Origin of the sequence: Amycolatopsis japonica, assembly GCF_000732925.1 — a bacterium.
Classification (GTDB): Bacteria; Actinomycetota; Actinomycetes; order Mycobacteriales; family Pseudonocardiaceae; genus Amycolatopsis; species Amycolatopsis japonica.
The window spans coordinates 1,464,895-1,482,521 of record NZ_CP008953.1 but is presented as its reverse complement, the minus strand read 5'-3'; the positions used below and the strand labels follow the sequence as shown (position 1 = coordinate 1,482,521).

The window sequence follows — 17,627 nt, the reverse complement described above, 5'->3', positions numbered from 1 at the left end:
GACAGTTCAACAGTTGCAACCTGGGTTGCGAAGTTGGACGCGCGCGCGATGAGGACAGTTCGCTCAGTCGTGTCAGCTAGCTCGCCTGCCCGGGATGCCGTTTCCCGGTTGCTGAAGTGCGGCGGCGAGGGCGGCGGTGTCGCGGGCAGGGTGTTCTCCGAGTTCGGAGAACACCGTGGCGAGGAGCCGCAGCGTGCGCGGGATGTTGTCGTACTGGCCGAGGCGGGCTTGGGTGCGCATGAGGTCGCGGTAGATCGCTTCGTTGTAGGGGTCGAGCCGTCGGGCGTGTTCCAGCAGGGCGAGAGAGTGTTCGGGCGCGTCGCGACGGGTTGCGCGGATCAGGGTGCCGAACGCATCGAGGACGTCGCGGCGGAGCGCTTCGCGGGGTCCGTCGATCCAGTCTGCGGTGATGCCTTCGGCGAGGTCTCCGCGGTAGAGCGCGATCGCGGCGTTCAGTGCCTCGGTGGCGTCGGCCGGTGTGCTGGTTCGGCTGGCGGTGAGCGCGTCGTGCAGCTGCCAGAGGTCGACGGTCACGAGTTGTTCGTTGAGGGCGTAGTGGCCGTCCTGGGTGGTGATGATGTCGAGGGCGTCGTTCTCGGTGGCGCGGCGGAGGCTTCGGCGGAGCTGGGACAGGGTTGCGTGGAAGGTGTTGTAGGGGCGTTCGGCTGGTGCGTCCGGCCAGAGCGCGGCGCTGAGGGTTTCGCGGCGGCAGCCTTCGCGGTGCAATGCCAGGTAGACGAGGATCTCCCGTTGTCGTGGCGCGAGCGCTTCGACGAGGTCGTACGGTTCGGGGCCGGTGCGGTTCAGGCGGAGACGGCCGACTACGTGCAGCCTCAGCGACCGATCCGGGGATCGGTCCGCGTGGTGGGTCTCTGCTGGCCCGATGCCCTGTTGCGTGCGTGCCGGTTCCGTTTCGGCGTCGTGTTCGGGACCGGCTTTACTAAATTCGTAGTCGGAGACGGTCGTCGCCGCCGGTTCGACGGACGTGTGCTGCTGTGACGGTTCGGCGCGGTCGGGCTTGACAGCGTGGAGCAGTGCGAGCAGATCGCGGGCGTCGGCGTCTGGGAGCGTGAAGAGTCGCGCGCCGGCGAGGTTGCTGGTGAGTGCCGGGGAAGCCGTGTCGACTATGCCGTCAACGGTCACGCGCACGGTACCGCCGGGACGCCATGGGCCGAGGAGCAATCCTGCGAGGCCGAGGTGGGCTCCGGTCTCGAGGATGGTGTGCAGGCGCCGGTCGGCGTCCGCGCTGGGCGCGGCCACGATGAGAAAGGGCCCGGAACGGCTCGACGGGCGAGGTGTCTGGGTATCCGGATCATTCCCGGCGAGGCTCTGGCCGTGCGTGCGGGCGAGCAGTTCGGCTTCCAGCACATCAAGAGCTGCGGGCAGGGCGTCGACGATTCTCAGCCGTCGCGGTACGCGGTCCGGGAGGGTGTCCCCGAGCAGCGAGCAGGCGACACGGTGCGGGATGACGATCGTGGCGTCGAGGTTGTCGCTGGCGGCTTGCGCGAGCAGGGTGACGATGAGGGCCCGCGCGGCGGAGCGGGCGCCGGGCCCGACGAGCCCGAGGCCTTGTGTCCGGGCGAGGTCGAGCGCGATGGTGTGTCCGTCCCGGATACCGACCGCGGTTCCGGGTGTCGTCGGGTGTGCGGCGCGGACGACGGCCTTAGCTCGGTCGCGGGTGTCCAGCTCGACCAGCCGGCTGTGTCGGGAGTTCGTCGGTTCGGTCGCCGGAGTCTCCTGGTCGGCTGGAGGTTGCGTGGCTGCGTCGTGAGCGATGCGTAGCGCGCGCACGACCGGCAATCCAGTGGGATCGTCGTCGGTTCGGACGCCAGGCCGGTACCAACGGCGACGTCGCATTCGGACCGTGACCGTCGCCAAGGTGATCAGAGCGGCCAGTCCGAGGCCGACGAACGCCCCGCCCGGCAGTGACACACCGCCGTCTCCGGACGCCGCGGGCTTCTGCAGTTCGCCCCCGGGTGTGGGCGGGGGTGTTTGGCCGGTTGGGGGTGGATCGTCCGGGAGTTCGGGTGCGGACACGCTCGGCGGTGGTTCCTGGATTTCTGCCGGTGGTGCGGTTGGCGCGGTGGCGGGCAGGGCGAGCGTCCAGCCGGGTAGGAGCTGGTCGGGGTGGCGCAGGGCACGGCCGTCGGGCTGGGGCCGCCCGGCGTTGAGGTCGAAGAGCGCCCGCCAGGCGTCCTGGTCGCCGAGGTGGCGCTCGGCGATGCCGGTGAGGGTGTCCGCAGGCTGCACGGTGACGGTCTCCGAGGTGGTGTCGTGGCGCGGGGGAAGACCGGCGGCGTCTAGCGGGAGAAGCAGGGTCCAGGCGGGTTCGAGGTCGTCCGGGTTGCCGGCGAGCAGGGTGGGGTTGAGCCGCACGATCTCGTGGTAGCGCCTGCCGTCCCCGAGATGACGCTCGGCGAGGTCCCACAGAGTGTCGCCGTGCACAACCGTGTACGGGATCGCGCCGTGCGTGGTTGTCGTCGCCGTGGCCGCAGTGGAATCGCGGGGCGCGCTGGCCGGGTTCGGATGAGGCCGTGGTGGGGCGGTGGCCGTGATCGGTGTGGCGGGGAGTCCGGACGCTGCCGCGGTGCCTGCGGATGTGGCGATCAGGACGGCGGCGACGAGCCCGGCGATCCACCGGCCGGTCGGGATCCGCCGCAGCGGGCCGCGGGCGGCTCGGCCGGTCTGGCGGATCACTTCCCCGATCACGGAGACGGTGAGGGCCAGCCAGCCCGTCCATGCCACGGCGACGATCAGCCAGATCACCAGGTCGCCGGTGATCCACGCCCAGCGCAGCGTGGCCCAGATCTGCTCGGGCCACTGAGTGATCTGTACCGGGTCCGGCCACCGTTCGGGAATCAGGCGAGCGGGATCGGCGCCAAGGGCCAGCAGCCCGCATGGGATGCCGGCGACGAATGCGAGCAGAGCCAGCGCGGCGAGCGTGCCGCGGACACGCTTTGCCGCCGGGGACGTCATGGGAGTCCGCCGTCGCGGGTCCCGACGCCGAGTTCGGCCACCGCGGTACCGGTGGCCTGGACACTACGGCCGAGCAGTCCGATGGGCGTGGGCTCGGTGACCGTGACCGTCACCCGGACTGTGCGGGTACCGGTAATGCTGACCTGGCCGGGGTGCCCGGTACGGGCGAGGTAGTCGCCCGCTGTCCGGGCGGCTGTGGCGGTGTCGATGCCGACCTGCAGGCTGCGGGTGTCCACGGCGGTGTTGGCGGCGCGGGCGGCTTCAGCAGCCAAGGCGTCGGCGCGGGCGATGGTCCGCAACCGGGCGGAGCCGTCGACGACCAAGGCGAGCACGAACAGCAACGCGGGCACCAGGACCGCGATCATCACGCTGAGCGACCCGGCATCCCGTGGCCGTGCCACGGTGATCATGGCCGTCCCCGGTACGGATCGGCGGGGCTGGTGAACGAACTGGTGATCATGCGAGTACCGCCGGGGACGGGGAGGGCGAGGTCGCTGAGCGCGACACGGCACGTCACGCTGGCCCTCACCAAGCCGGCGCGGCCGACGGCGATCTGGCTGGCGTCGACCGACACACTGGTTTCCTGGCAGGTGATGCCTTCACGTCCGAGACGATCACGAGCCACAGCCGCTCCGGCCTGCTGCGCCGAGTGAGGGCTGCGGGCGATCGACGCGGCGCGGGCAGCCGCGGTGGCGGCGTTGTCGACGGCTTGCTCCGCGGAACTGACACGGGCACCCGCGATGATCAGCAGGCCCACGATGATTACGGCGGGCACGAGCACCGCGGCTTCGACGCTGACGGAACCCGTGTCTGTCCACAACCGACCGATACGTGCGTGGCGAGTCACGAGCCGCCTCCGGTCAAAGACGTGGTGAAGCGTTCCTTGACCGCTCGCGCGGTCACTTCGACCCCGATATCAAGTCCGGGGATCGGCAGCAGCCGGACCGTCGTGCCGGACACCGCGACCTGGACAGTGTCGGCGGTCATGGTGGCACGAACCTCGGGTGAGGTCAGGACACCGCGGCCTGCGCGGTCGGCGAACGACCGTGCGGCGGCGGCCGCGACGGGTTGCGTGGCGCCGACAGGACGTCCGGCGTCCACACCGGCCTGTGCCGCCTGAGCGGCCACGGAGTGCGCGTGCCACCACAGGCCGCCTTGCACCATAGCGAGAATCAGCAGCAACACCAACGGAAACAGCACGGCCAAGCCGACTGACTCCGCTCCCCTGTCGTCGTGAAGCCGCGCCCGGACGGATACTCGGCACCGTGTCCATAGTGGCCGGTCGGCCTGGCGGAGCGAGAAAGTTGATGTTGTCACGACGCTACCGCCGGGAGAGGAACGGTGCCGCCGCGTGCGGGTGGAATGTCTTGCGCGGCTGCGACGTTGTGCGCTGGCTGGTGTGAAGCGGCCGGTTTCCGGGGCTGGGTGGTCTTCGCAGGATTCGTTCCGGTGGGCTTCTTCCGCTTGATGCGGCTGGGTTTGGCGTTGTTGAGCCAGCGGGCGAGCTCGGTTGCGGGCACGTCGGTGAAGGCGGCCAGCTCGTCGATCTCGATCACGTCGCCGGACTCGGCCAGTACCTCACCCAGTTCGCGTTCGATGCCGCCGAGTTGCTCGGCCAGCTCGGCGTGGCGGTCTGCCAAGTCACCGACGCGCCGTGCCGCGGCGGACCTCCTCTCACTCCGGGCAGTGTCTGCTACTTCGACGCGTCGTTCGATCTCCTCAGCGGTCGGCATCGTGTGGTCTCCTTTGCGGTTAAGGGCTTCCTGGCACGGACAGGTTCACTTGATCTGGCCTTGGTAGGTCTGGACGGCGGCACGGATGGCGAAGCCAAGCCCGATCGCCACGGCGAGGCCGATCGCAACGAGGACCGCCTTTTCCACGGACTCGGATCCGCAGTCTCCCGATGCACGGGCCCGCGTCCACTGGTCTTCTGCAGTGACGACGTAGCTGAGCACCCACGCGGTGAGGAACAGCCCGAGCCGGGCGCCTCGTCGCCGGACTGTGATCGCGCAGCGCTTGAGATGGTTAAGCATGAGTCCCGTTCTCCTTTCCCAATGAATTCGTTGGTCTATAAGGCTTGCCGGTTGACTTCGCGTTCACGGCTGCCTCTTCGTGATTAGGCGTGTTGATGGTTCGCCCGGCCGGGAGGTCACCTGCTCCGGGCCACTCGGACGGAGGTTGCTCCCACGGGAATGCCCCGGAATGCGTGATATCTCGTGCCGCGGTGACGTGAGCGAACATTTTTCGCGGCAACGCGTCGGAGTCCTGAGACAACCTGGTGAGGTGGTCTTGCCCCGGGATGGTGGCCAGGGTGTGACTGACGCGGGCAGCGAGATCGTGTCGCCGGAGTTTCTGCTCCCATGCACGACAGAGCACGACGCACCCTCGCACATGCTGCGCTACCTCCCGCAGGCTCGAATCGACGTCGTCGACCGCTCGCCGCGTCGCGTTGATAAGGTCATCGGTCGTGTCGAGCTCGGCAGCGACCTCCTGAGCAAGAGCGCGGGCCTCGCGGCTGCGGTCGAGGCAGCACAAAGTCCGCCACACCACTGTGTGGATCTCACCCGGCAATGCGGGATCGAGCCAGGCGAGCGCCGGACTCCGGTGCAGCACCTGCATCCCCGTCAGCAACTCGGCGACCAGTTCACGGGAATCTGCACCCAGGTCATCGAAATCGCGACGCCGGTAGAACTCTCCCCACCGAAGCCGAAGCCGCGGTACACCTTCATACTCGAAGGAGGTCTCACTGGCTGAGCGGCCAAGGAGGCGAAAGACACCCAGCACCACGATCAAGGTCACCAGGCCGATGCCGAACTTCTCGCCGAATCCGTGACCGCCGCAGGACATCTGAATGACCAGCCCTGCAGCGAAGAGTCCTTTGAGGATGGTCGTGGGGCGAACGAGACTAAGCGCTTGCCTTCGCCGCCACTGCCGCGGGGTCATCGCAGGATTGAGCAGCACGGTGGCGTAGCCGTCGGGGAGCACGCAGTCGAGTACCGGCGGCACCGTTGCAGGCGATTGATGGTTGTGCATCAGGCTTCTCCTTCAGCCGGGGCCGATTTCTGTCTCTGGAAAGGAAAGCGGAGGTGGCGACCAGGGACGTCGCGCGTTTTGGCTAACCCCCTCCTGCGGCTAGCCTGATCATGGCGGGGTACATGACCAGGAGCAGGAACGCGACCAGCAGCAGTGCGACGGGGAGCGCGAGGCGTTGGGAGCGGGCGTTGGCGTCGGTTTTGTCGGTGGCCAGCGCGGCGGCGCGCAGGGAGCTCGATTTGGCGATCAGGGTGGTGTAGATGGCGGCGCCGTCGGCCGCGGTGGCGAGGATGTCGGCCAGGTCGCTGAGTTCGACGACTCCCATACGTTTCCCCAGCCGAGACAACGCTTCCCACGGGGTATGACCGGCCTGTGTCGCGCGGCCGAGGGTGCGGCTGATCCGGGCGAACACCCACGAGTCTCCGACGGCGGCGGCCTCCCCCAGCGCCTGGCTGGGGGCGCGGCCGGTGGCGCGTTCCTGCGCGACGAGGTCGAGATAGGCGGCGGTGGCGCGACGGAATTCCTCCCGCGCCCGAAAGGCGTCCTCCTGCACGGCCAGGACCGGCACCGCCGATCCGGCCGCCGCGCCGACGATCACGGCCAGCACCACCACCGGGGCGGAAAGCTCGATGCCGCCGAACCAGCTAAGCCCGGCCATCACGAACACGGTTCCGGCAGCGGCAGCAGCCCAGGTCAGGCGGCGGGCAAGGTAGCGGTCGGCGGTCTGATCGAGGACGTCGAGGTCGGTGGCAGGGATGCCCCACCAGCGGTTCGACGATCGTCCGGAGACTCCGGCCAGACGTTCGATCCGGGTCGACCAGCGGCTGCGTGGCGGCGCTCCGTCAGCACGGCGGGAGGCACGGTCGTCCAGTTCGGCGACCGCGGCGGCCACGTTGACCGGAGCCGGGCGTAGCAGCGCCAGGAGCACGCAGACCAGAGCCAAGCCGCCCAGTGCGCCCAGCAGCGCAGCGGTGATCCCGGGATTCATCGCGGCACCTCCACGTCGACATGGGCAGCAGCGATCGGGGTGCGCCTCGGTTTCGGTGCCCCGGGAGGGATCCTCGAGGCGGCGCCAAGCAGACGAGCGGGGCGGCGCGTCCGGGTCAGCAGGTGCATCCACCACCCGGCCGCGCCCAGCAGACCGCCGATCCCGGCCATCACGAGCTGGCCGAGCAGGTCGTTGAACGGGGTAAGGAACTCGTGCGCGAAGACGACCAGGCCGGTGAGCAGGAGCGCGGTGATGCCGAGGATGGCGCGGACATCGGTGCGGGGCTTAGCGCGGTCGGCTTCGATGTCGCGGCGGGCGACGACCTCGCGTTCCAGGGCGGTGGCCTTGCTGTCGAGAATGTCGACCAGTCCGCGTCCGCCTGCGCGGGCGCGCAGGATCAGCGCGAGCACGACTTCGTCGGCGGCTTCATCGCCCACGTCCTCGGCGAAGGCGCGGAGCGCGGCCTCCAGGCCACGCGTCCGCAGACGCACCGCCAGGGTTTCGATCTCGCTGCACAGTGCTTCGGGGCCGGTGCGGGCGGAGGTGGCGATCGCTTGCTCCAGTCCGCCGGCGCCGGAGGCCAGGACATCGGCGAGACGCCGGACCCAGCTGGCGAGGGCGTCCAACCTCGCGATCACGCGGCGGGCGTCGTGTCCGCGGGCGAGGATCGGCACCGTCAGCGCCGCGGCGACGGTCAGAACGATGGCTACCGGCCAGCCAGTGCCCCACCACACGACCCCGCCCGCGGCGACCGCGACGACGACCCGCCGCCGCGGTACCCGTGCCGCGAACGTCTTCCAGCCCGTGCGGCGCACCTTGCGCGGTGTCGTCGACCGCGCAGCGGGCGGGCGGAAGGCCGCAACAGCGCAGGCGATCGCCGCCGCCGCGACGACGCCGAGCAGGCCCGCCCAGACGCCCGTCATCGCCTTCCTCCGCCCGGCAGCTCAGTGGACTGCCAGGTGTCGGCTCCGGAGGTGTCGAACAGGTGGCGGTCGACCCCGTGCCTCGTCAAGCGCTCCAGCAGGTCACGGCTTGGTGGGTAGGCCGGGACAGCGCGGCCGTCTTCGGGGCGAGGGGCGAAGATCCTTGTGGTGTCCGGTCGGCCGGAATCCCCGACCGGGCCGACCTCGATGATCTCGGTGACGAACCGCTGCCTGCGCCGCCCACCAGCCGTGGCGTGGTCGGCGCGGGCGACGTGCACGACGAGGTCGATCGCAGAGGCAGTCCACTGGTAAGCGGCCTCGATCGCCAGCGGCGGATGAGCGAGCTGCCCGAGCGCGCCGATCCGGTCGAACACCGCCGTAGCGCTCGTGGCATGCAAGGTGCACATGCCGCCCGTGGCGCCGTTCCCGAGCGCGCGCAGCATCGCGGTCACTTCCCCGGCCCGGACTTCCCCGACGATCACCCGGCTCGGCGAGTGCCGCAGCGTCTGCTTCAGCAGGTCGTCCAAGGAGATCTCCCCGATCCCCTCCGAGTTCGCCGGACGGGCCTCCAAGGGTGTGACCAAGGGCCGGGCGCCGATGTGCAACCCGAGTTCGTACTCCTCCTCCACCGTGACAACGTGCTCGTAGTCCGGGATCTCCGCGCACAACGCGCGCAGCAACGTCGTCTTGCCCGCGGCCGGGCCACCGGAGACGATCACGTTGCAGCCCGCCCGCACCGCCGACTGCAGGAAAGCGCTGAGCAAGGGATCGAGCGTGCCGTTGACCACGAGATCGTTCAGGCCGACGTCGACCAGCCGGTGGCGGCGGATCGCCACTCGCGGCCGGTCGGACACCTCCATCACCGCGGCCACCCGCGCCCCCAACGGGCCACCCGCGCCGATCCGCAGGTTCCCCAGCGGACGCCCGGCGTTGAACTCCCGGGAAGTCTGGCCCTGGCGGGCGAACATCGCCGCCAACATCTCCACCAGATCGGCGTCGGTGTCGGCCACCGGGTGCGGCCACTGCTCGACCGTGCCGTCCGCCAGCTCCAGCAGGATCCGGTCACAGCCGTGCACGTGAATGTTCTCGACATCGTCGCGTTCCAACAGCTCTTCCAAGGCGCCCAGCCCGGACAGCGCCGCGACGACCGCCCGGGTCAGCCGGCGTTCGTCGGCAACGGGCAGCGGCGCGTGTCCGGCGGTCGCGCGGCGTTGCACCCAGCCGGCGACCTCGTCGGCCACGTAGGCACGCATCCGTGCCTGCTGTTCCTCGGCCGTCAGAGGTGTGTCTACATAGGACTCGCCTGCCGCGACGCGTTCCAGCCGGGCAGCGACCGCTTCCCGGATCTCCCGAACAACTTCGGGATCGATCCGCCCGGTCAGCACACTGTCCTGCGGTGGTGTCCGCGGTATCGCTGTTGCGGGTTCCGCCGAGTTGCTGCGGGGTGGCGGCAATGTCACGGGATACGGCGGCGTCGCTGGATCATCTGCAGGGCGGAACCCGTTGCGCGGCAACGTCATCGTGCACCTCCGGGAAGTAGGTGGAAGGGTGCGGCAGTGGCCGGAATGCGCGGTTCGCTCGGCGTGTAGGTGTGGTAGGTGCCGTGCAGGCGCCGCGCGACGCGGCGCGCTGTGCGTAGCAGTGGCGATCGGTGCGGAGGCGTTCCTCCGTCGATGCCGTCGGAGAACACCGCCGCCGTCCGCGCGGCCATCGGGACTTCCACCGCGGCCTCCCGTCCCAGCGCCACGCGGACTTCGCGGGTGCCTGCGGGCGTTGTCGCGCAGACGGCCAGCCCCAGCCGTTGCGGCAGAATCCGCTCGGCGAGCTCGGCCAGAACGGGACGCGCGGCCAGCACATGCCGCTGCGTCGGGCGCACCGCGACCAGCACGAGATCCGCCGCGAGCAGCACCGGCCACGGTGTCGCCGAGCTGAAACGGCCCAGGTCGACCAGCGCGTCAGCCGGATGCCCGGCCACGGTCTTGAACGCGGCCAACGCCACGGTCAGTCGGGTCCATCCGGCCGTGCCGACCGCGGTGTGCTGGCCCGGTGTACTCAGCCCGGCCAGCAGGCCGACATGCCGCGCCGGAGGCGCCGCCTGCACGTGCTCGATCAGCGACCCTGGGTCCCCTGCCGTCGCGTGCCGGGTCGCGATGAAATGTGACAACACACCGACATCAGTACGGAGAAACCCGTTCACCACCCAATGCCCCAGCCAGCCCAGTGCCAAGTCACCCCCGGCGGGGTCGCAGTCGGCCAGCAGCACCGGCGCCGGCCACGCCGCCGCCAACGCGGCCAGCGACGTGGTCCCGCCGGGCGATCCCTTCCCCGACACGATCGCGATCATCGCCATCTCTCTCACCAATCCCTTTCGACAGCCGGTCTCTTTCACGCGCCCGGCCCGAGCTGGACCAGGACGACCTGCCCCGCGGAGGCACTGGTCGCGGCATGCGCGGCGTCAGCGCCGACGACGACGACATCGACCGTCACCGCGCCGGTGGAATCCGGCGGGCCGACGCCGAGCACCCGCGCACGAAACGGACCGGACGTGCTCGCCGGCGACTGCCCAACGTCCGGCCCGTTGCTGACCGCGATCGGAGTGACCTGCACCAAATCCCCAGCCGACAGACCACGGGCTGGTAGATGCCCCGGCCGCACGGGAAGCCCAACCAGCCGCTCTCCCGGCCCCGGGATCGGCTGCCCGGACAGCTGCCCAGGCGCCAGCACCGTCCCGGCGGAAAGGAGCGACCGCGCGACCTGCCCCACGACCCTGGCTTTGTCACCGACCGGGATGAAGGCCAGCGACTGGTCCGGCACTGCCTTAACCACACCGAGATCGCCCTCTCCGATCGTCTGCCCCCAGCTCACCTCACGGGTCAGCGCGAGGACATCGACACGGTCGTCCTGCCCAGCGATCAGGGCGTAGTTGCCGAACGCGACGACCGCGGCCAGCACCACCGCGACCCCCAACAACCACCAGCGCCGTCGCCGTGGCACCCGCGGCGGCTCGTCGTCGCCGAGTTGTTCAGCGAACGCCGGGTCGCTGCCGTGCGCTCTCGGTGGGCGCGAAAAAGACAAAGCGGTACCCATTGCGGTATTCCTCCACAATTCTTAAGTGCGACTTAACGACGTCTAGAATGCCGTCAATTTCTTTCGCAGAGCGCGGTTCTACTTCGCGCGCAGGGCCTGAACCTCGGCGACGGCGAACGTCGCTCTCGCCCGGGACTGCATCAGCGGGAAGTCGCCGCCGACGGAGCCTGTCCCGTCCGAGCCGATCCAGCTCACCGACCACTGGATCGCCCACTCCGCGGTGGTCTGATCGTTGGGCTGCCCGACCGAACTACGGGTGTACACGAAACCGCAATCGGGACTGGCGGCATGCAACCCACGGGACCGGTCATACGGCGTCCCTGGCCCCGAACAGGCCATCGACCCGCCGGACCCCGAGTTGAACGTCATTCCCGTCGGTGTCGCGGTCACTTCGGCCCACACCGGGCCGGCCTGTACCCGCTCGACCGCCGGTTTCCACACGCTTCGATCGGTCCAGATCCAGGTGTTCTCCCCAACGATCGTGGCGGTCCGACCACCGGGCAACCGCACGTCCGGCGAGTGCCGGGGAACCGGCAACGGCAACCGCAGCTGCTCGAATGCGCGCGCAGCGAGTTCCGCAGGCGTCGGCAAAGGCGGAGCTGCCGGTCCACCTGAAGCCGCGAGTTCGTCGACAGGAAGCGAGGGAAGACAACGGATCCCGAACGCACTGCCACCTGCACGACCTACGCCAGGTGAACCACCAACACCGAAACCGCCGAGCGAACAACCGGCAGGAAGCCCGTCCGACGGCGCCTGTGCTCCGCTATCTGCTGCCGCCCGCCGGTCCTGACCCGATGGTCTCCTTCCCGGTCCGCCTGGCCGGACAGGAGCCTGTCCCCGCTGCCGCAGCGCCTCCATGTCGACCGTCGGAGGAGCGACAAGCCCCGACGAGTCGCCCGGCACCACGATGACCTGACCGTCATCGGCGGTCGGTGGCACCGTGGCGTGCGCTTGGGGCGTGACGAGGACCGTTCCTCCGATCAGGCAGGCTAGGCCCATCGAAGTCGCACGCGTGCTTACTCGTCGGATCATCAGCATGTCCCGCCGGGGAACGCGACCTTAGCGACTCGCCACCGGCCGTCCGAGCTGTCCCGCTTCAGGTCGGCGCTCACCGGGTTCCTCGGCACCCCGACGGTTTTCGGATCACCGGTCGCCGCATCCGCCTGCCCCGTGCGCGACGCGTCCTGGCAATCCCTCACTATGGCGGATGCGCCGTCGACCTGAACCGATTGAATCCGCGCGGTGACGTCGCCATAGACCTTGATCCCGGCTTGCTTCTGAGCGCGCATCGCGTTCAGCGTCGTGGTGAGCTGGGGATCCACCGCCACCGCCGCCATCGCGGCACGCCAGCTGTCTTCGGGCTCGTCGTCGGTCTGGAGGGTCCGGGACCAGAAAGCGGAGTAGGCCGCCTCGACCGCTGACCGCTCGTCGTGGCCCGCAGAACTCGCCTCCTGAGGCGGCGCGGACAGATTCGGTGACGACGGCGAAACCTGGTCGGTGCCGCCGCTGCAGCCCACCAACAGCAGCACCGCCGCTCCGGCCAGAACAGCTGGCAGTGCTCGCCGAGTACTGAGTTTGCTCACGATTTCCTCCCCAAAGCCGGCCGAGTCCATGCGCGACCATTCCGTCCAAGCGCGGTCACCGATCTGTCTATGCCACGACGACGCTCAACAACGCTCCGCCGAGCAGCGACGGACCGGCGGCGAACGTGGAGTTCATGCTCTTGGACGACACCGCGACTACGAGGGCGACCACCGCGGTGAGTCCGCTGGCGAATAGCAGGCCCCGCAGTAAGCAGTCCCATCCGAACCATCCGAGGAACATTGTGAGAGCGCCGTACAGTGCCGTATCGCCTCCTCCCGTGTGGTCCGGCGCGCAGAGCTGGACCAGAGACGCGAGACCGTACGCGACCAAGGCAGCCGCGCAGGCAAAGCCGAATCTCGGCCAGTCTCCGTCCATGAGCGCAGTGCCGAAGAAGAGAACCACGCAACCGCCCGCCAGCGCCATCACCATCGGGAAAGGAAGCCGTCGGCAGCGGAGATCCGTGAGCGCGAGACCAACTCCCAGCGCGCAGACCCAGCACCACACCAGCCAGCTCGGCGTCGCGCCCAGCCGAAGCCAGCCGATCCAGCTCGCCGCCACCGTCGCGGCCGACATCGCGACCGCGGACGCGACCTGTGTCCAGAGCCCGGCCATCAGAGCCGTGCCCGTGGTGCGCTTCGCGGCCGCGAGCATTGCGGGACCCGCGACGAAACTTCCCGTACCGACGGCGACCACCATGATCGAACCCACGAGATCCTCCCGACCGAGCCGGAAAGCAAATTCGGTGATCAGTTCGTACTAGCACCGTGTCGTCCCACGAGTTGTCGGCCGCCATTGCTCTCGCCTCCTCTCATCGCTCATGCCGGGGTTAACGGCACCTGCCTTAGTCTCGCTGGAGCGACGATGACTCTCTGGATCGAAACTGTTGAACGGCGGCCAACTGAATGGGCGGGCCCGAAATGCGTTCCTCCGCTGGCTTGCCACACCCAGTTGACCGACCGCGCTCCTCTTGCGTCACCAGGGAGTCCTTTCCTGGTTGAGATCAACACGTACACCCACGGGGCCGACTGAGCGCAAGGTAAGTACTCGGGTGAGTGTGGGCTCAGTAGGCCACCTTTCACCCGTTTGGTGCAGGTGACCGACCGACTCGACGTTTCCCACATGCGGAGCCGCCGAGTCGTGTTAGCTGAAGGTATGGGTGGGGAGAACATCTCGTATCAGCAAAGAGTGAATGATGCCGTCTCGATTCTCCGCGGGCAGTGGACGATCTCCGTCCTCGCCGCGCTCGCGCTCGGAGAGCTGCCGTACAAGGAACTGCTGACGGCGGTCAACACGGCCGAGCATCGTCCGGGCGGAGGCGGACGGGCCCCGCTGTCAGATCGAGTCTTCACGGACACCCTGAAGAGAGCGCAAGCACACTGCTTGATCAACAAACTCTCGGATCCGCGGCGCTCGGGTGTCTCCGTTTACGAGCTGACTTCTAAGGGCCGAGCCCTCCTTCGAGCAGTTCGTCCACTCGTCGAATGGGCTCAGGAGTACGAGGATCAGGACGACCACGCCGCCGTCCGGGTCGACTGACGTCAGCGATGGTCAGCCTGCGGAACCCGCGATGATGGCGGTGCACCCTTGACCACACAGACACGGTCGCGCCCCGCCTGCTTGGCCGCGAACATCGCGTTGTCCGCGGCGAGAAGTAACTCTTCGAGGTCCTGTCCAACGCCGGGATACTGTGCGACGCCGATCGACACACTGACTCGAAGTTCGGCTAGCCGCTCGCCCTCTTCGCCGAAGCTGAGCGCTCGAACGGCCGCGCAGATCCGCTCGGCGACGTTGACGGCGTCGTCAACCGCCGCGTCCGGCAGGAGAATGACGAACTCTTCGCCGCCGAAGCGTCCGGTCAGGTCGTATGCGCGGACCTGACGCCGGACGGTGTCAGCGACGGCTTGAAGCACCCGGTCGCCGACAAGGTGACCATGGGTGTCGTTGATGCGCTTGAAACTGTCGAGATCGAGCATCAGCACCGCAACCGATGTCCGGTACCGCTGGGCCTTGCCGAACGCACGTTCAGAGAGGCTTCGCCAGCTGGTCGCGTTGAGGAGGCCAGTCTTCCGGTCCGTGGTCGCTGCTTGCTCGAGGTGCTTGACGAGGACGCTGCGGTGCAGCACGTAGACGGTCGGCAGCACGAACGCGATCAGCCACGGCCGCCAGATCATCAAGGCGGCGGTCAGGACACCGATGCACAGCGTGACGATCTCCAAGGCGTTGTCGCTCCAACTGCCGAGCAGACGTGCCCACGACCGTTCGCCGTCCTCCAGTGCGATCACCGCGCCGACAAGCACTGAGTTCATCGTCCAGAATGTCGCGATGACCAGCGCCGGCCCGATCAGGTCCTGCGGTCGGACGATATCCAGGATCTGACCGTGCGGAACCGCGTGGACGACGATCCACGCCGCATATACCGACAAGATCATCACACTGGCGTTGAATACCGCCCGATAGATCGGGACGCCGGAGGTCCAGCGCCACGTTCTCCACCACAAGTGCAGGTACAGGAGGACGACCGCGGCTGCGCCGAGAGCCGGGCCGGCCAACATCGTCACGGCCAGGATCGAAACCGAGCTCATGTTGACATGCGGCGTATCCGAAAGCTGCCTGCGAATGCGTTCGATGTATCGCGTCGCTTCCGCGACGACCAGCCCTGCAGCGAGCAGTACTCCGAATTCGATCCAGCCCGTCAAGGTAACCGAGCTGTTGACGGCCACCACGACCGTCGTGACGACCGCAGCTGTCACAACGCCAACGACGAAGGCGACCACGCGAGGCCGCAAGGCGAAGAGTCTTGCCTTCGTCGCTCTTCGGTTGCGCCTGACTACACTGCGCGCCCGACCGCTCGTCCTGTGATCCTCACCCTTCATACTGGCTGCGCTTGCGTCCCCGGACGGTCCAACCGCGGTTGGCGTTGCTCCCGCCTCCGTCGGCGATCCGTCCGCGCAGTCCGTTTCCTGGGAGGAGGTGCTCGTCGTGGCCGGAAAGGAATGGTGAGGTGAATCCGCAACACGTTCGGACCGGTTCCCGCGCCTTCGCCGGGAGCCGGTCCAGTTCCACATACCGAGGAGTGCCAACGCCAGAACAGCGGCGATCAGCCCCGCACCCGCGACTGCGCGGAAGGAGCCAATCGACTCCGCAGCGAGCCCCGCAAGAACCACGGCGATGCCCTGCGAGCAGTACATACAGGTGGCCATCCGGCCCATCACCCGACCGAGGTGCCGATCCGGAACCACCCCGACGACCATCGTCTGCGTCTGGATGAGGTAGGCAGTGGAGAGTGCCCCCGAGAGTGCCCAGAGTGCTACGGATACTGGAAGCCCAGGCCCGAGGCCGCAGACCACGAGGGCGAGGCCGGCCACAGCCGCGAGCACGATAGCGGCGAACGGTGAAGTCGGAATCCGTATGCGAGTCGTGAGCCAGGCACCGATCGCACTTCCGGCAGGATCGGCCGCCAGGAGAAGACCCACACCCCAAGCGGCGATACCCAGCTCGCTCGCGTACGGAACGGCCAGCCCCTCCGGCACGATGTACAGGCCAAGGAGGCATGCCAGCCCGAAAAGGACGGCGAGTTCGCCACGGTGACCAAGGTCGCCCGAACGATGTTCACCGGCCGCCGATTGCCCCCGAGCGGCCGGCCGCGCACGAACTCCTGCGAGGACCAGGACTGCGCTGCACAGGAACGTCGCCGAGTTCAGAAGCATGCCAACGTGTGGCTCAACGACGACCAACAGCAACCCGCCACCTGCGAAACCAGCGAGCTGAGCAGCCTGGGTAGTGAACTGCCGAAGAGCCACGCCCGCCGCGTACTCGTCATCGCGCGCGAGGATCTGCGGTATCAGCGACATGTGAGCTGCCTTGAATGGGCCTGCCACGACACTCAGCAAACCCACGCATACCCACAACGCGGGCAGCGACATGGTCGGAATCGCCATCAGCGAAGCCAAAACCGCGCGCACGATATCGGCGACAACGATCACTGTCCGACGGGGAAAGCGGTCGGCCAGACCGGAGAGGAGAAACCCGCCCGCGACTGAAGGCACAAAGGTCAGGCCGTACGTCAAAGCGGTCAAAACCGCGGAAGAGGTCTGGGCGAACACCATCAGCGACAGCGCCACGCGAGCGACCTGGTCGCCGACGATCGACACCAACTCGGCTATCCACAGCGAGCGGAACTCACGCACGCGTAGCGGCATTGAAAAGCCAGACTTGCCCTGCTCAGCCATTCCCTCCCCCGCAACCCTCAAAGCAGCGGCCCCCTTACCGCTACCACAGCGAGTATCCCGACAGCTACGGTAGGTGGGAACCGGGAAGAGATCGCTCTTCGCAAGTTAGGTTCACTCGGAAGTACCATGCAGACTACACATGGTTACCGCGACGGCTTGTGGTCGCTAGTTGCGGCCCAGAGTTCTGGGCCGCCGCGGCCGACCAACCCATGCTGCTTCGACGGCGATCCGCCGTAGGATCTGTCCACGTGGCTACCGAACCCAACGGGCACGAACTTACACGCTGGAAGATCCACGGGGAGCGACTCGTCGACGACACGCGTCGCCTACGACTGAGTATCGCTTCCGTCGAACTGCCCGACGGTGTGACGTTCGAGCAGTACGTGTTACGCATTCCCAAGGCGGCCATGATGGCCGTCCTCGACGATCAAGACCGCGTGCTCATGATGTGGCGTCATCGGTTCATCATCGACCGATGGGTGTGGGAGCTGCCCGGCGGCTACGCCGACCCTAACGAAGATCCCGCGAAGACCGCGGCCCGTGAAGTCGAGGAGGAAACGGGCTGGCGGCCACTCGACGTCGAGCCTCTCGGCTCATTGCAACCCATGGTCGGTAGCGCCGACGCCGAGAACCTCCTGTACGTCGCTCGAGGAGCCGAATATGTCGGTGAGCCCGAAGACATCAACGAGGCTGAGCGCGTAGCTTGGATCGAACTCGACTCCATACGCGACCGCATCGCCAAGGGCGAGATCGTCGGCGCGGCGTCCCAGGTCGCGTTACTTCACGTTCTCGCGTTCCATCGTTGAC

Annotated in this window: 18 protein-coding genes; 2 read left to right on the top strand and 16 right to left on the bottom strand. The window is 68.1% G+C overall.

What is annotated here, in order from left to right; genetic code table 11:
* Nucleotides 1–72: 72 nt before the first annotated feature.
* From AJAP_RS07310 to AJAP_RS07240, 15 genes are all read right to left on the bottom strand, one after another.
* Nucleotides 73–2,976 carry a BTAD domain-containing putative transcriptional regulator gene (locus AJAP_RS07310; RefSeq protein WP_038509172.1) on the bottom strand — a complete coding sequence of 968 codons (2,904 nt, stop codon included), beginning with the start codon at nucleotides 2,974–2,976 and terminating at the stop codon, nucleotides 73–75.
* Nucleotides 2,973–3,386 carry a hypothetical protein gene (locus AJAP_RS07305; protein WP_038509170.1) on the bottom strand — a complete coding sequence of 138 codons (414 nt, stop codon included), beginning with the start codon at nucleotides 3,384–3,386 and terminating at the stop codon, nucleotides 2,973–2,975. Before AJAP_RS07305 ends, AJAP_RS07310 begins: the two co-directional genes overlap by 4 nt.
* Nucleotides 3,383–3,823, bottom strand: a complete 441-nt coding sequence (locus tag AJAP_RS07300) for a TadE/TadG family type IV pilus assembly protein (protein WP_228694884.1) — start codon at nucleotides 3,821–3,823, stop codon at nucleotides 3,383–3,385. Before AJAP_RS07300 ends, AJAP_RS07305 begins: the two co-directional genes overlap by 4 nt.
* Nucleotides 3,820–4,182, bottom strand: coding sequence for a TadE/TadG family type IV pilus assembly protein (locus AJAP_RS07295; protein WP_038509169.1), 363 nt, complete (start codon nucleotides 4,180–4,182; stop codon nucleotides 3,820–3,822). Before AJAP_RS07295 ends, AJAP_RS07300 begins: the two co-directional genes overlap by 4 nt.
* A 107-nt stretch (nucleotides 4,183–4,289) precedes the next feature.
* Nucleotides 4,290–4,709 carry a hypothetical protein gene (locus tag AJAP_RS07290; protein WP_038509167.1) on the bottom strand — a complete coding sequence of 140 codons (420 nt, stop codon included), beginning with the start codon at nucleotides 4,707–4,709 and terminating at the stop codon, nucleotides 4,290–4,292.
* 45 nt (nucleotides 4,710–4,754) lie between these two features.
* Complete coding sequence (locus tag AJAP_RS07285) at nucleotides 4,755–5,009, bottom strand: hypothetical protein (protein WP_038509165.1); 255 nt, start codon at nucleotides 5,007–5,009, stop codon at nucleotides 4,755–4,757.
* A complete protein-coding gene (locus tag AJAP_RS07280) occupies nucleotides 5,002–6,009 on the bottom strand; it encodes a hypothetical protein (protein ID WP_038509164.1) in 1,008 nt (335 codons plus the stop codon). Before AJAP_RS07280 ends, AJAP_RS07285 begins: the two co-directional genes overlap by 8 nt.
* Before the next feature lie 82 nt (nucleotides 6,010–6,091).
* Entirely contained in the window at nucleotides 6,092–6,997 is a 906-nt protein-coding gene (locus tag AJAP_RS07275) for a type II secretion system F family protein (protein WP_038509162.1), read from the bottom strand.
* Entirely contained in the window at nucleotides 6,994–7,920 is a 927-nt protein-coding gene (locus AJAP_RS07270; RefSeq protein ID WP_038509161.1) for a type II secretion system F family protein, read from the bottom strand. Before AJAP_RS07270 ends, AJAP_RS07275 begins: the two co-directional genes overlap by 4 nt.
* On the bottom strand, nucleotides 7,917–9,173 hold the full coding sequence (locus AJAP_RS07265; protein WP_228694883.1) for a CpaF family protein: 1,257 nt from the start codon (nucleotides 9,171–9,173) through the stop codon (nucleotides 7,917–7,919). Before AJAP_RS07265 ends, AJAP_RS07270 begins: the two co-directional genes overlap by 4 nt.
* A 263-nt stretch (nucleotides 9,174–9,436) precedes the next feature.
* On the bottom strand, nucleotides 9,437–10,264 hold the full coding sequence (locus AJAP_RS07260; protein WP_038522577.1) for a hypothetical protein: 828 nt from the start codon (nucleotides 10,262–10,264) through the stop codon (nucleotides 9,437–9,439).
* 41 nt (nucleotides 10,265–10,305) lie between these two features.
* Nucleotides 10,306–11,007, bottom strand: a complete 702-nt coding sequence (locus AJAP_RS07255) for an SAF domain-containing protein (protein WP_038509157.1) — start codon at nucleotides 11,005–11,007, stop codon at nucleotides 10,306–10,308.
* 78 nt (nucleotides 11,008–11,085) lie between these two features.
* On the bottom strand, nucleotides 11,086–11,271 hold the full coding sequence (locus tag AJAP_RS44725; protein ID WP_228694882.1) for a hypothetical protein: 186 nt from the start codon (nucleotides 11,269–11,271) through the stop codon (nucleotides 11,086–11,088).
* 767 nt (nucleotides 11,272–12,038) lie between these two features.
* Nucleotides 12,039–12,590 carry a hypothetical protein gene (locus AJAP_RS07245; RefSeq protein ID WP_148311471.1) on the bottom strand — a complete coding sequence of 184 codons (552 nt, stop codon included), beginning with the start codon at nucleotides 12,588–12,590 and terminating at the stop codon, nucleotides 12,039–12,041.
* Between the two features lie 67 nt (nucleotides 12,591–12,657).
* Complete coding sequence (locus tag AJAP_RS07240; protein ID WP_038509154.1) at nucleotides 12,658–13,299, bottom strand: A24 family peptidase; 642 nt, start codon at nucleotides 13,297–13,299, stop codon at nucleotides 12,658–12,660.
* Nucleotides 13,300–13,743: 444 nt separating this feature from the next.
* On the opposite strand from AJAP_RS07240, the gene AJAP_RS07235 reads away from it, so the two are divergent.
* Complete coding sequence (locus AJAP_RS07235) at nucleotides 13,744–14,127, top strand: winged helix-turn-helix transcriptional regulator (protein WP_158509788.1); 384 nt, start codon at nucleotides 13,744–13,746, stop codon at nucleotides 14,125–14,127.
* A gap of 2 nt (nucleotides 14,128–14,129) precedes the next feature.
* On the opposite strand, the gene AJAP_RS07230 is transcribed toward AJAP_RS07235, so the two are convergent.
* Nucleotides 14,130–16,820 (bottom strand): MFS transporter, encoded by a 2,691-nt coding sequence (locus AJAP_RS07230; RefSeq protein WP_038509151.1) that lies wholly within the window; start codon nucleotides 16,818–16,820, stop codon nucleotides 14,130–14,132.
* A gap of 248 nt (nucleotides 16,821–17,068) precedes the next feature.
* On the opposite strand from AJAP_RS07230, the gene AJAP_RS07225 reads away from it, so the two are divergent.
* Nucleotides 17,069–17,626, top strand: a complete 558-nt coding sequence (locus tag AJAP_RS07225; protein WP_038509150.1) for an NUDIX hydrolase — start codon at nucleotides 17,069–17,071, stop codon at nucleotides 17,624–17,626.
* The last annotated feature ends 1 nt before the right edge of the window (nucleotide 17,627 follow it).

Coding starts and splice junctions, on each gene's coding strand:
- AJAP_RS07255 (WP_038509157.1), bottom strand. CDS start 11,007: ATGGGTACCGCTTTGTCTTTTTCGCGCCCACCGAGAGCGCACGGCAGC.
- AJAP_RS07270 (WP_038509161.1), bottom strand. CDS start 7,920: ATGACGGGCGTCTGGGCGGGCCTGCTCGGCGTCGTCGCGGCGGCGGCG.
- AJAP_RS07305 (WP_038509170.1), bottom strand. CDS start 3,386: ATGATCACCGTGGCACGGCCACGGGATGCCGGGTCGCTCAGCGTGATG.
- AJAP_RS07230 (WP_038509151.1), bottom strand. CDS start 16,820: ATGGCTGAGCAGGGCAAGTCTGGCTTTTCAATGCCGCTACGCGTGCGT.
- AJAP_RS07275 (WP_038509162.1), bottom strand. CDS start 6,997: ATGAATCCCGGGATCACCGCTGCGCTGCTGGGCGCACTGGGCGGCTTG.
- AJAP_RS07280 (WP_038509164.1), bottom strand. CDS start 6,009: ATGCACAACCATCAATCGCCTGCAACGGTGCCGCCGGTACTCGACTGC.
- AJAP_RS07260 (WP_038522577.1), bottom strand. CDS start 10,264: ATGATCGCGATCGTGTCGGGGAAGGGATCGCCCGGCGGGACCACGTCG.
- AJAP_RS07265 (WP_228694883.1), bottom strand. CDS start 9,173: ATGCGTGCCTACGTGGCCGACGAGGTCGCCGGCTGGGTGCAACGCCGC.
- AJAP_RS07310 (WP_038509172.1), bottom strand. CDS start 2,976: ATGACGTCCCCGGCGGCAAAGCGTGTCCGCGGCACGCTCGCCGCGCTG.
- AJAP_RS07290 (WP_038509167.1), bottom strand. CDS start 4,709: ATGCCGACCGCTGAGGAGATCGAACGACGCGTCGAAGTAGCAGACACT.
- AJAP_RS07235 (WP_158509788.1), top strand. CDS start 13,744: ATGGGTGGGGAGAACATCTCGTATCAGCAAAGAGTGAATGATGCCGTC.
- AJAP_RS07285 (WP_038509165.1), bottom strand. CDS start 5,009: ATGCTTAACCATCTCAAGCGCTGCGCGATCACAGTCCGGCGACGAGGC.